Origin of the sequence: Streptomyces sp. NBC_00669, from assembly GCF_036226785.1 — a bacterium.
Classification (GTDB): domain Bacteria; phylum Actinomycetota; class Actinomycetes; order Streptomycetales; family Streptomycetaceae; genus Actinacidiphila.
On sequence record NZ_CP109018.1, the window covers coordinates 6,274,967 to 6,287,853 of the forward strand.

At 72.9% G+C, this 12,887-nt stretch carries 9 protein-coding genes; 3 read left to right on the forward strand and 6 right to left on the reverse strand.

The window, feature by feature from the left end; genetic code table 11:
* Window positions 1-67: 67 nt before the first annotated feature.
* Together OG896_RS26555 and OG896_RS26560 are read right to left on the reverse strand one after the other, a co-directional pair.
* The gene (locus OG896_RS26555; RefSeq protein WP_329369335.1) at window positions 68-1,741 is read right to left on the reverse strand and encodes a phospholipase C; all 1,674 of its coding nucleotides are present in this window, start codon (window positions 1,739-1,741) and stop codon (window positions 68-70) included.
* Window positions 1,742-1,772: 31 nt separating this feature from the next.
* Window positions 1,773-4,967 carry an NHL domain-containing protein gene (locus tag OG896_RS26560; protein WP_329369337.1) on the reverse strand — a complete coding sequence of 1,065 codons (3,195 nt, stop codon included), beginning with the start codon at window positions 4,965-4,967 and terminating at the stop codon, window positions 1,773-1,775.
* A gap of 330 nt (window positions 4,968-5,297) precedes the next feature.
* On the opposite strand from OG896_RS26560, the gene OG896_RS26565 reads away from it, so the two are divergent.
* Both OG896_RS26565 and gap read left to right on the forward strand, forming a co-directional pair.
* Window positions 5,298-6,254, forward strand: a complete 957-nt coding sequence (locus OG896_RS26565; protein ID WP_328464251.1) for a GlxA family transcriptional regulator — start codon at window positions 5,298-5,300, stop codon at window positions 6,252-6,254.
* A gap of 235 nt (window positions 6,255-6,489) precedes the next feature.
* Window positions 6,490-7,488 (forward strand): type I glyceraldehyde-3-phosphate dehydrogenase, encoded by a 999-nt coding sequence (gap, locus tag OG896_RS26570; RefSeq protein WP_329369339.1) that lies wholly within the window; start codon window positions 6,490-6,492, stop codon window positions 7,486-7,488.
* Window positions 7,489-7,518: 30 nt separating this feature from the next.
* On the opposite strand, the gene OG896_RS26575 is transcribed toward gap, so the two are convergent.
* A complete protein-coding gene (locus OG896_RS26575) occupies window positions 7,519-8,079 on the reverse strand; it encodes a hypothetical protein (RefSeq protein WP_329369342.1) in 561 nt (186 codons plus the stop codon).
* An 886-nt stretch (window positions 8,080-8,965) separates the two neighbouring features.
* Here OG896_RS26575 and OG896_RS26580 point away from each other — a divergent pair.
* Window positions 8,966-10,243: an MFS transporter gene (locus tag OG896_RS26580; RefSeq protein ID WP_329369343.1), complete on the forward strand. Its 1,278-nt coding sequence runs from the start codon at window positions 8,966-8,968 to the stop codon at window positions 10,241-10,243.
* Window positions 10,244-10,283: 40 nt separating this feature from the next.
* On the opposite strand, the gene OG896_RS26585 is transcribed toward OG896_RS26580, so the two are convergent.
* From OG896_RS26585 to OG896_RS26595, 3 genes are all read right to left on the reverse strand, one after another.
* The gene (locus OG896_RS26585; RefSeq protein WP_329369345.1) at window positions 10,284-11,060 is read right to left on the reverse strand and encodes a DUF5984 family protein; all 777 of its coding nucleotides are present in this window, start codon (window positions 11,058-11,060) and stop codon (window positions 10,284-10,286) included.
* Window positions 11,061-11,186: 126 nt separating this feature from the next.
* Entirely contained in the window at window positions 11,187-11,570 is a 384-nt protein-coding gene (locus tag OG896_RS26590) for a VOC family protein (RefSeq protein ID WP_329369347.1), read from the reverse strand.
* Between the two features lie 337 nt (window positions 11,571-11,907).
* On the reverse strand, window positions 11,908-12,879 hold the full coding sequence (locus tag OG896_RS26595; protein WP_329369350.1) for an oxidoreductase: 972 nt from the start codon (window positions 12,877-12,879) through the stop codon (window positions 11,908-11,910).
* Window positions 12,880-12,887: the final 8 nt, after the last annotated feature.

Sequence of the window (12,887 nt, forward strand, 5' to 3'; positions counted from 1 at the left end):
GCAGGCCGTCCGGTGGGGCGGACGGCCTGCGGGGGTTGGGGGTGAAGGGAGTGGGGTTGGGGGGAGGTCAGTTCTTGGTGGTGGGGCCGTGGGACTGCTTCGGCATGGTCTGGGTCGCTCCCGGGCGGGGTGGCATCGGCTGGGCCGCGGCCGTGGTCTGGGCGGCGAGGTTGGCCGCCGTGGTGCCGGGCTCGAACTGCGGGTTGCTCGGGGCCGGTTTGCGGTCGTGCAGGCGCAGCGCCCCGGTGAAGTCGCCGAAGGTGCGGCGGCGCCACTTGCTGATCGGGGTGAACGTGACCGGGCCGTTGCCGGACAGGCCGCCGGCGGCGGTGAGGGTCTCGATGAACTGGAGCCCGGAGGTGTGGTCGGAGACCTCGGAGAAGATCCGGCCGCCCACGGTCCAGGGGGACACGATGATGCACGGCACCCGGAAGCCGGCGCCGACCGGCAGGCCGCCGCCCGGGGTGCCCTTCGGCGAGGCCACGGTCACGAACTCTTCGGGGTACTTGTGCGGTTGGGGGACGGGCGGCGGCACGTGGTCGAAGAACCCGTCGTTCTCGTCGTAGTTGAGCACGAACACGGTCGAGTTCCACAGGTCCTCGTTGGCCGCGAGCGCCTCCAGCTTCGACGCGAGGTACTGCGCGCCGGCCGCGGGGAGGTTCGGCGGGTGCTCGTCGGCCGCACTCGGCATGTACAGCCAGGACACGTCCGCGAGAACGCCGTTGGCGCAGTCCTCCTCGAACCCGAGGTTCGGGTCCGCCGCGGCGGTCGGGCTGGTGGGGTCGCCGACCCGGCCGGGCGTGCCGTCCCCGTACAGCGTGCCGCCGCTCATCACGGAGTTGTACAGGGCGGCCGGCAGGGTGGTCCGGTTCTGGAAGTTGGCGAACCACGAGAACACGTTGAACCCGCTGGTCGCGCCGGAGAAGTACGTCTTGACGCTGTACCCCGCGTCGTACAGGATCTCCGCCGCCGACGGGTGCGTCATCGGGTTCGGCGTCACGGTCTCCAGCACCGGTCCGCCGAACTTGCCCTGCGGGTCGTTGGTGCCGGACATCCACACCAGCCGGTTCGGGTCCGTCGGGCCCAGGATCGAGCAGTGGTAGTTGTCGAGCAGGGTGAACGACTCGGCGAGCGCCCAGTGGAACGGGATGTCCTCGCGGGTGAAGTACCCCATCGTGTAGGAGCCGTTGACCTCCCCGTCCGAGGCGAGGTGGGTGGTCATCCAGCCGTCCATCGCGCCGTGGTTCCACGAGGCGTGCTGGTCGCGCCAGTCGTGCGACAGCGACGGTATCGCGGCCGCGCCGGTGCTGATGGTGGACATGTGGAACGGTTCGAGGTAGCCGTCGGGGTTGGCCGGGTCGGGCTGCTTGAAGACCGAGTCGCCGTTCGGCAGCCTGATGGCCGTCGGGTCGCTGAACCCGCGGGCACCGGGGAAGATGCCGAAGTAGTGGTCGAACGACCGGTTCTCCATCATCACGTACACGACGTGCTTGACCTGGGACAGGCTGCCCTTGGCCGGGCTCGCGGCCGCGGCCTTCGCCAGGCTCTCCGGAAGCACGCCGGCCGCACCGGCGGCGCCGGCCAGCGTCGCCGCACTGGTGATGAACCGGCGGCGGGACATGCCCGAGCGGGCGGAACCGGAGCGGGCGGAACCGGAATGGGCCGAACCCGTGCGGGCGGAACCGGAATGGGCCGAACCCGCGCGGGCCGAACCCGCTTGTTCGGAAGCGGTGTTGCTCATCGTCTCTCTTCTTCGTCTCGTGAGGGCCGGGTCAGGACTTCGCGGGGGCCACCGGGCCGGCCGCGGCGCCGGACTGGGCGACACCGAGCACCTGGGCGACGGCGTTGTTGCGCGTGTCGGCGATGTACAGCAGGTGGGTGGACAGGTCGACCGCGACCGCGATCGGGGTGTTGAGCTTCGAGGCGGTCGGCGCCGCGCCGCTGCTCTCCCCGCCCGGCGCGGCCGAGGAGTTCACCACGGTGGTGATGGTCCCGTCCGGGGTGACCTGCCGGATCGCGTTGTTGAAGGTGTCGGCGACGAACAGGTCGCCCGCGCCGTCGACGGTCACGCCCTGCGGGTCGTTGAGGCGTGCCGCGGTGGCCGGTCCGCCGTCGCCGGCGAACCCGCCGAGCCCGTCGCTCGCCTTGGCCGCGGCGTGGTTCCCGGCCACCGTGGTGACGGTCCCGGTCCTCGCGTCCACCCGGCGGATCACGTTGTTGGCCGAGTCCGCGATGTAGAGGTTGCCCTTCGCGTCCAGCGCCAGCCCGTTCGGCTGGTTCAGCTGCGCCCGCGTGGCCGCCTTGCCGTCTCCGGCGTACCCGGCCCGGCCGGTGCCGATCACCCGGACGACCTTCCCCTTCGAGGACACCTCGACCACCCGGTTGTTGTGGGTGTCGGAGACGTACACGTTCCTCGCCGCGTCGACCGCCACCGCCGCGGGGCCGTCGAGTTGGGTCGACAGCGCGCTGGAGGAGGTCCTGCGGCCCGCGGTCCCGGTGCCGGCGAACCGCCGGATCAGCCCGTCCGGGGTGATCTCGCGGACCACGTTGTCGCCGCTGTCCGCGATGAAGACGTCGCCGCCCGCGTCCACCGCGGTGCCGGCCGGCTGGTACAGCGTCGCGTCGGTGGCCTTGCCGTGGTCGCCCTTCTCCCCGTTGTCCTCCAGGGAGCCGGCGATGATCGCGGTGTCGCCGTTGCGCAGCTTGGCCACCACGTTGTCGCCGGTGTTCGAGACGTACACCGAGCCGTCGCCGACGCTGGTCAGCTCCGCCCGGACGTCGGCCTTCGCCTGCGCCCCCTGCGCGGAGTTGCCGCCGACGGACACGCCCGCGGGCCGGTACAGCGAGCCCGGCGTGACGTTGGGGACGACGGCGCCGGTGCCCGGGTCCACGTGGGTGCCCGGAATGTCACCGACCGACGCGTACGGCATCGTCTGGAGGACCGGACCCGACGGCACCGCGCCCGAGCCGATGGTCAGGCTCAGGTTGTCGGCCGTGCCGTCGCTGTTGGCGCCGCTGCTGACACCGACCGTGGCCACGGTGACGAGGATCTTCGCGGCGCCGGCCGGGACCGTGCCGTACCACGCCTGGTGGACCAGGCTGGAGACGTTGTTGCGCTGGGCCGCGGTGACCGGGCCGATGATGCCCGCGCCGAGGGTGGCGCCCTTGGCGTCCTCGAACGTGGCCGTGACGGTCGCGTAGTCGCTCTGCGTCGAGTAGCCGCCGAGGTCGCCGGCGAGCTTGAACGGCTGGCTGTCCGTGCCGAGCGAGCCGACGTCGATGGTCTGCGTGCCGGTGGTGGCGATGCCCGGGATCGAGACGGTGCTGGGGTTCGTGCCGCCGTAGAAGACCCGGCTGCCGGTGACGCCGGGGTACGTCGACGCACGCGACTCCTGCGTGCCGTCGGGTGCGTTGAGCGGGGAGGCGCTGGTCCAGCAGTCGGCGACGGTCTGGTCGTCGCCCAGCGGGGCGCCGAGCGCCGTCGCGGCGGTGTAGTCCTCCGCGCCGGGGTTGGCGATCAGGTTGGCGTTGAGCGCCGGGGTGACCTGGTCGGCGGCCGGGCAGGGCGCCGTGTAGGTCTGGCCGACCGACTTCTGGCCGATGGTCAGGTTCAGGTTGTCGGCCGCGCCGTCGCTGTCGCGGTCGTCGTCGACGGCTGCCGTGATGATCGTGACCAGGACCTTCTGGGTGCCTGCCGGGATCGTGCCGTAGGTGCCGTCCGAGAGCAGCGCGGAGCTGTTGCCGCGCTGGGCCGCGGTGGCCGGGCCGATGGACGCCGTGCCGAGAGTCGCGCCGTCCGTGCCCTCGAACGTGGCGATGACCTGGGCGAAGTCGCCCTGCGACGCGTTGCCGCCCACCTCGCCGGTCAGCTTGTACGGTTGCCCGTCCGCGTGCAGCGAGCCGACGTCGACGAGCTGGGTGCCGCTGGTGACCATGCCCGCGGCCGAGACGCCGTCGGGGTTCGAGCCGCCGTAGAAGACCCGGTCACCGGTGACGCCGGGAGAGGTCGAGGGCGCCGACTCCTGCGTGCCGTCGGGTGCGTCGAGCGGGGAGGCGCTGGTCCAGCAGTCGGCGACGGTCTGGTCGTCGCCGGCCGGTGCGCCGAGCGAGGTGACCGGGGTGTGGTCCTCGGCGCCGGGGTTGGCGATCAGGTTGGCGTTGAGCGCCGGGGTGACCTGGTCGGCGGCCGGGCAGGGCGCGGTGTAGTGCTGGCCCGAATCGCTCGGGGCGATCGTCAGGTTCAGGTTGTCGGCCCGGCCGTCGATGCCGTAGCCGGCGCTGACGCCGGTCGACGCCACAGTGACGAAGATCTTCTTCGTGCCGGCCGGGACCGTGCCGGCCGCCGCTTCCGGAATCAGGCTGGTGATGTTGCCGCGCTGGGCGGCGTTGACCGGGGCCAGGGCCGCGGAGCCGAGGGTGGCGCCGTCGGCGTCCTGGAACGCGGCGGTGACGGTGGCGTAGTCGCTCTGGGTGGTGTAGCCGCCGATCGCGCCGGTCAGCGTGAACGACTTGCCGCCCGCGTCCAGCGAGCTGACGTCGATCATCTGGGTGGCCGTGGTGGTGACGCCCACGATCGAGACCTGCGGGGAGTCGTAGTCGTAGCCGCCGTAGAAGGTGCGGCTGCCGGTCTGGCCGGGAGCCGACGACGAGGTCGACTCCAGGACCGCGCCCGGCGCGTTCATCGGAGAGGACGCCTCCCAGCAGTCGGGGACGTCCTGCGTGTCGCCGGCCGGTGCGCCGAGCGAGGTGACCGCGGTGAAGTCCTCGGCGCCGGGGTTGGCGATCAGATTGCTGTTCAGGGCGGGAGTCACCACGTCCGCGGCCGGGCAGGCGGCGGAGTACCGCTGGCCGGTGGTCGCCGCGGTGGCGGTACTGCCTTCGGCGTCGGCCCCTGCGAGGCCGAAGACGGTCAGCGCCGCGGCGACTGCCGCCACGGTTCTCCAGCCGACCTTGAAGTGAGAGATCATGGCCCTTATTGATGTGCAGGGCAACGGATTCCGCGCGGATCGTTTCGGGCGGGATGATGACGCCTGTGTGAACAGTCGTCAGCCGCCCTACGAATAACGCCCGTTCTGCCGGTTTGGGGTGCGTGTCGGCGGCGCGGTACGGGGGTTGGCGGGGCCGACTCGGCGTGGTGTGGCGCGGCGTGGCTCCGGGTGGTGCGGCGCGTGCGGTTCGGCCGGGTTCGGCCGGGGGCGACCTGGCTCGACGCGGCTCGGCCTCGTCCGGCTCGGCCCGGTCCGGCGCGGCGCGCGCGGTCGGCCGTCGCCCCGGCACCGCCGCTTACCCTGGTGCCCGTGCCCGCCTCCCACCTGCATCGCGTCGCCGTCCTCGTGCTCGAAGGGGCCAAGCCGCTCGACGTCGGGATTCCCGCGCAGGTCTTCTCGACCCGCGCGAGCATGCCGTACGAGGTACGGGTGTGCGGTGCCGCGCCCGGGCTGGTCGCGGGGGGCGACGGGCTGTCGTACCACGTGGCCGACGGCCTGGACGCGCTCGGCTGGGCCGAGATCGTCTTCATCCCCGGCTACCGGTTCCCGGACCGGGAGGACCCGCCGCGGGCCGTCGTCGACGCGCTGATCGCGGCCCACGAGCGGGGCGCGCGGCTCGCCGCGATCTCGACCGGCGCGTTCGCGCTCGCCGCCACCGGTCTGCTCGACGGGAAGCGGGCCACCACGCACTGGCACTACACCCGCGCGCTCGCGGCGAAGCATCCGCGGGTCCGGGTCGACGAGAACGTCCTGTTCGTGGACGAGGGCAGCGTGCTGACGTCGGCCGGCGCCGCCTCGGGGATCGACCTGTGCCTGCACGTGCTGCGCCGCGAGCTGGGGGTGGCCGCGTCGAACCACGCGGCCAGGCGCCTGGTCGCGGCCCCGTACCGCAGCGGCGGCCAGGCGCAGTACGTGCCGCGCAGCGTGCCCGAGCCGCTGGGGGAGCGGTTCGCCGCCACCCGCGAGTGGGCGCTGCGCCGGCTCGGCGAGCCGCTCACCCTCGACGTGCTGGCCCGGCACGCGGCGGTGTCGCCCCGTACGTTCTCGCGCCGCTTCATCGAGGACACCGGGTACACGCCGATGCAGTGGGTGATGCGGGCCCGGGTGGACGTGGCGCGCGAGCTGCTGGAACGGTCCGAGCGGAGCGTCGAGCAGATCGCGGCGGACGTGGGCCTGGGCACGGGGGCGAACCTGCGGATGCACTTCCAGCGCACGCTGGGGACGACGCCGAGCGAGTACCGGCGTACGTTCACGCGCGGCGAGTAGCGGGGTCCGGGGCGGGGGCGGCGCGGGGGTGGCCGGGTGCGGCGCGGGTGTGACTGGGTGCGGGGACGCCTGTGGCGCGTGCGTGACCGGGGGCGGTGCGGGTGCGGGACGCTTGTGGCGTGCGCGTGGCGCGATCCTTGCGAACCGTGGCGCTCGGGCCTACGCCGTACGCCGCCGCCGCACGCGAACCTGGGTGGGGAACGCGAAGAGACTTCAGGAACTGGGGACACCACTCATGACCCGCATCGCCATCAACGGATTCGGCCGCATCGGGCGCAACGTGCTGCGCGCGCTGCTCGAACGGGACACCGACCTGGAGGTCGTGGCCGTCAACGACCTCACCGAGCCGGCCGCCCTCGCCCGCCTGATCGCTTTCGACTCGACCTCCGGCCGGCTCGGCCGTCCGGTGAGCGTCGACGGCGACGTCCTCGTCGTGGACGGCCGCCGCATCAAGGTGCTGGCCGAGCGCGAGCCGGCGCAGCTGCCGTGGGCCGACCTCGGTGTCGACATCGTGCTGGAGTCGACCGGCCGGTTCACCTCCGCGAAGGCCGCGCGCGCCCACCTCGACGCGGGCGCCCGGAAGGTCCTGGTCAGCGCGCCGTCCGACGGTGCCGACGTGACCCTCGCCTACGGGGTCAACACCGACGCGTACGACCCGGCCCTGCACACGATCGTCTCGAACGCCTCCTGCACCACCAACGCGCTCGCGCCGCTCGCCGCCGTCCTGCACGACCTCGCCGGCATCGAGCACGGCTTCATGACGACGGTGCACGCCTACACGCAGGAGCAGAACCTCCAGGACGGCCCGCACCGCGACCCCCGCCGGGCCCGCGCCGCCGGCGTCAACATCGTGCCCACCACCACCGGCGCCGCCAAGGCGATCGGCCTGGTCCTCCCCGACCTCGACGGCAAGCTCTCGGGCGACTCGATCCGCGTGCCGGTCCCGGTCGGCTCGATCGTCGAGCTCAACACGACCGTCTCCCGCGATGTCACCCGCGAGGACGTCCTGGCCGCCTACCGCACCGCGGCGCAGGGTCCGCTCGCCGGCGTCCTCGAGTACTCCGAGGACGCCCTCGTCTCCTCCGACATCACCGGCAACCCCGCCTCCGCCATCTTCGACTCCGCCCTCACCCGCGTCGACGGCCGCCACATCAAGGTCGTCGCCTGGTACGACAACGAGTGGGGCTTCTCCAACCGCGTGATCGACACCCTCCAGCTCCTCACCACCACCTGACCCTTCACCTCCCCCAACTCCCCCTCCCCGTCAGGGCGTCCGCGTGGCCAGCCCGGTGGGGACGGGGGAGCAGGCGGCGTCCGCGTTGGGATATTCGTCCACCACCTTGAGGACGCGGGCGACGTTCTTCCCGTAGTCGACGCAGCCGCTCTGCACATTGACGGTGACCACCCGTTTGCCGGTCTCGGGACTCTCGGGCAATTCGTACGTTCGCACCGTGAGGTCCCCACGCGTCGCCGAGAAACGCTTGCTGCCTGCGGGGGCGAGGTCCCAGCCGACCGTCTTGAGCCGGGCCACGAGGGTGGCGTCGATCTGAGCCTCCGATTCCTTGCCGGACAGGCCGGCCGCGAAATAGACGATCCTGTAGTCCAGTCGGGGCCGCTTGCCCGCGCAGTACTCGAAGGTGCCGTCGGTGACATCCCAGCCGTTCGTCACGTCGTGAACGGCCCGGTAGATCTTCCAGTACTCCTTCGCCACCGGCCGCCGTTGCTTGTCCGCGAGACTGGTGGCGCTCGGTGCACTGCCGCCGCACGCGGTCACCAGGGTCAGCAGCAGCCCGCCGAGCGCGGCGCCTGCCGTCCGGTGCCTCATGGTTGGCCTCCTCCAGACCGTCGAAGTCGCCCTCGTCCCGTTTGCTGTCATACGAGTCCGTCCTCCTGGCGGTGGCCGGGCTGTGCCGTCGCGTCAGCATCGGTATCTGGTCGCGTGCCCAGGCGAAGTGGGCGTCGAGTTCGCCGAGTTCACCGAGTTCGGTGGTCAGGAGTCCGAAGGGGTTCGCTTTCGACCGCCAGTCGTTGACGGCCGCCTGCGCGGAGTTGTTGCCGTCGACGGTCGGTCTATGCCGCTGAAGTCGTCGCCGTCACCCTGCGGTTTTCCCATGCGTCCCCCCCCGGGCCGTATGTGGCAAGTGCCGTCACGCGTCGGAGCCGTGTGACGGGTGGGGCCCAGTGTGCCAAGTGCTGACGGAAAGTGTCCACCTGTCTTCGCGAAGTGATCGTTGAGGGAGCGGAACGAGTGCGGGGAGGGGGGACTCCGCCGCGGTGGCCCGCGCCGCCGCGGACGGCGCCGGTACGAGCGAGGAGAGAACGGGCTTCCCCTCCGCTTCTCTCCGCCCGGCGGCACCGCTAGTGTCGACTCCTGCTCGATCCGCACGTCGGCCCTGAACCGGACGCCGACCGCGGGTCTTGCTTCCCGATCTCACTTCTCGACGTTTCTGCCGGCGATGGAGCCGACGCGGAGGCGGCCGCGGACTTCGATGCCGCCCCGCCCGCGTCACCATGGACGACTCCTGGTGGTGGGAGGGCGGTGCCCGCGAACGGGCGCCGCCCCCCGGACCGCCCCACCGCGCAGCGGAAGGTTCGCCGTGACACCACGGCACTTGTTCCGTCGTATCGCACCCGAATCCCGCTCCACCGCAAGGGAGTTGGGGCGTGCCGCGCCCGGACTCCGCCGTACCGCGCGGAGGTCCCGTACCCCCGTGGCGGCTCGGACGGGAGCAGCCTCCTACCGTTCCGCCCTGCGGACCCCCGGCGCGTCGGCCTTCTTCCTGGCCGCCGCCCCCGCCCGGGTCGGCGTGGCCATGGCCGGCCTCGGCATCGTCTGGCTGATCCACGGCGAGACCGGGTCGTTCGGGGTGGCCGGCCTGGTCACCGGCGCGTACGCCGTGGCGGAGACCCTGGTGGGCCCGCAGACGGCCCGCCTCATGGACCGGCTCGGGCAGCCGCGCGTCCTCGTCCCCCTCCTGTGCGCGCACGCCGTCGCGCTCGCCGCCCTGGTCACGCTGGCCTTGGCGGGGGCGCCCACGGCGTCGCTGATGGCGGCCGGCCTCGCCGCCGGCGCGACCATCCCGCAGGTCGGCGCGCTCTCGGCGGCCCGCTGGTCGGCGCTGCTGCACGGCAGGCCGGAACTCCCCGCGGCCTTCGCGCTAGAAACGATCAGCAGCGACGCCGCGTTCCTCCTCGGCCCCGCCCTCGCGGTGCTGTCGGCGACCCGGCTGCACCCGGCCGCGGGCACGGTGCTGGCGGGGACGCTCGTCGTCGGCGGCGGGCTGGCGTTCGCGGCGCAGCGCCGTACGACCCCGGCGCCGGGAGGCCCGCCCGCCCCGGCCCGTACGCCCAGCACGGCGCGCCCGAGGACGCTGTGGACCCGGAACTTCGCCACCCTGCTGGCGGTCAACCTCGCCCTGGGCGTCTTCTTCGGCTCGACGCAGGTCTCGGTGAGCGCCTTCGCCGACGCCCACCACGCGGCCTCCTCGGCCGGGTTCCTGTACGGACTGATGAGCGCGGCAAGCCTGTTGGCCGGACTCGCCTACGGGCGGCACCGCCCGCACACCCCGCCCGCGGCCCAACTGCCCCTGATCCTCAGCTTTCTGGCCGGTGCGTCGCTGCTGCCGCTGCTGGCCGACACCCCTTTGTGGTTGGGCTGCGCGCTCCTGCTGCCCGGCGTCGGCGTCGCGCCGTGCATCATCGTCTGCTCGACGCTCGTCGAGTCGGTCGTGGACCGGTCGGTCCTGACCCAGTCCTTCACTTGGACGAACTCCGCGTGCGCGGGGGGCATCGCCGTCTCCGCCGCCGCGGTCGGCCGGCTCGTCGACGGCCCGGCCGGCACCCGCGCCGGCTTCAGCGTCCCCCTCCTCGCCCTGACCGCGACAGCCGCCCTGACCTGGTCCACCCGCCGCACCCTCACCGCCACCACAACTGCCCAAGGCCGCAAAGCCGTTACGGCGGCGCCCGACCCGACGTCGGCCGCCCCGTGACCACCCGGGTTCCGCAAGGCATACGCGGAAGGCGACGAGGTCAGGGAGTTCGGCCGAGGAGAGCGCGGAGGCCGGTGCGTACGGCGTCCCAGTCCGTACGGGGGGCGTGGGCCAGGGCACGGGGGAGCCGGCGGGCACGCTCGTGGTGGTCGCGGCGCAACTGCTCGACGTCCAGCCGGACATCGGACGCGGCGCCGAACTCCGCCAGTTCGGCGATGCGTTGGTCCATCGCGGCGAGCAGCGCACGGTCGAGTTCGGCCACGGCCGCGACGAAGGCACTGGTCGGTACGGTCACCCGGCCGGTCCGCGGGCCGGTGAACTCGATGACGCCCTCGGGGTCGGGTTCGTGGCGCCAGGCGACGGTCACGGTGTCGTCGTCGCCGACGACGGTGCGCCAGAGGCGGACGGCCGGGGCGATGCGCAGATAGCCGGTGTAGAGGTAGCCCGCGCCGTGCCAGGTCAACGCGGCGTCGGCCTCGGGGGTTTCCACGGTGTCGAGGTGCGGCCACTCCTGGGCGACCTCGGCCGCGCTGCCCACGAGGTCCGGCGGCACCGGCTCCATCGCCCCCGACACGAGCGCGAGCACGTCCTCCCACAGGCGGGCGACGTAGTACTCCACGTACGGGTGCGGTGCGCCGCGGCCGTCACGCTCGCCGCGCAGTTCCCGAACGGTTCGCGCGGAGTACCGCAGCAGTTCGTGGCCGCCGACGTCGATGCCGTACCACCCGTCGGTCAGCCCGAACCAGTGCAGTTCGCGCCCGGCGCCCCACGGCTCGACCTCCGCCAACGGCGTCAACCCGAACCGGAAGCGGATCACGGGGTCTACGGGCCCGGCGGCGTCAACGGGGGCAACGGGGTCAACAGGGCCAACGGGGTTCACCCGTCCAGTATCCCCGCGGGCACGCCGCCCCCGTGGGTCAGATCCCGTGCGCCCGGCCGCCGTTCAGGCGGCGTCCTCGGGGTACCAGCGCAGCTCGATCGTGTTGCCGTCGGGGTCGAGGACGTAGAGGGACTGGGCGTCTCCTCGGGCGCCGAACCGCTTGCCCGGGCCGTCCACGACGGTGAACACGCCCGATTCCACGACCTCGTGCCAGTCCAGGGGCTCGACGACCAGGCAGAGGTGGTCCACGTTGGACTCGCCCCGGGGGTTCGCCACCAGGTCGATGATGGTGGTCGGGCTCACCCGGACCGAAGGGAACGGGGCCTTGCCCGCACGCCATTCGTCCACGCGCACCGGCTCCAGGCCCAGCGGCCCGCAGTAGAAGGCGAGGGCGCGGTCGACGTCCTCGACATTGAGCACCAGATGGTCAAAAGCGATGACGCGCATGGGGGTCTCCCTGGTCGGGGTGTGCGGGGGTGTGCCGGGTGTGCCGGGTGTGCGGGTTGTGCGGGTTGTGCGGTTGGGCGGAGTCCGGCCGATCCGGCACTCGGCCGATCCCGTACCGGAGCCGGTCCCGTAGCGGACCGATCCACCACCAGGAAAGTACCCGTCCGGCGATCACGGCCGCGATCGGTCGTCGGTCCTGGTCCGGGGGCCCCGGTCTACCGCCGCCGGTCCTGGTCCGGGGGTCCTCGCCCACCGCGGTCGGTCCTAGGCTCCAAGGCCCGACGCCCAAGGCCCGACGCCCAACGCCCCCTGGTCCGGCTCCCGTTCGCCCGACGGGTCAGCCGGGTCCGTCGCCGGCGGCCGCGAGGAGCGGCACCACCAGATCGCTGATGGGCGTCGGGATGCCGTGGGCCCGGCCGCGCCGCCGTACGACACCGTTGCGGATGTCCCATTCGAGCGGCCGGCCCGCCGCGCGGTCGGCGAGGATGGAGGTGCCCATGTCGGCCGGGTAGGCCCGGAATCCGTCGACGATCTCCTGCGGCACCTCGTCACCCAGGACCGCGCCCTCGGCCCGGGCGACCGCGAGGCACTCCCGCAGGTAGTCCAGGGACAACCGGGAGATGTCGTCGCGGGCGAACATGCCGCACCGGCGGCCGGTGAGGACCATCAACCCGGCGGCCGCGTTCTGCAGCAGCTTCCGCCACGCCACGGACGTGAAGTCCTCCGCCACGTCGACCGAGCACCGGGTGCCGCGCAGCGCGTCGAGCACCACGCGGCCGGCAGGCGTGTCCGGCACGGTCAGGCGGGCCTCGCCGCGCAGCCACACCGAACCGCCGGGCTGCACCTGGGCCGGGAACCACACGACCGAGGGCAGCACGGGGCAGCCGGGGACGTGGGGCGCGACGGCCGCTTCCTGCTCGACGCCGTTCTGCAGGACGCAGACCACGGTGTCCGTGTCGCACAGCGCCGCCAACCACGGTGCCGCCGCGTCCACTTGCGTCGATTTGACGGCGAGGAAGACAAGGTCGACCGGCTCCTCGGTCTGCGCCGGATCGATCCGCACCGGCCCCGGGACGACGACGAGACCGTCGGCGTCCCGGGGTTCCACGCACGGTTCCGGGCGCGGTTCCGGGCCCGGTCCCACGCGCAGTTCCAGGCGCTCGCGAGCCGTGCGGCCGCAGAGCATCGGGGTGCGGCCGGCCTCATGGAGCGCCGCCGCGACGGTGGTGCCGATCGCCCCCGGACCCACCACTGCGACGGTCGGGGGCAAGGGAGTTGTCTTCTTCGCCGAGGAGTCGATCTGAGCCATGGCCGCCA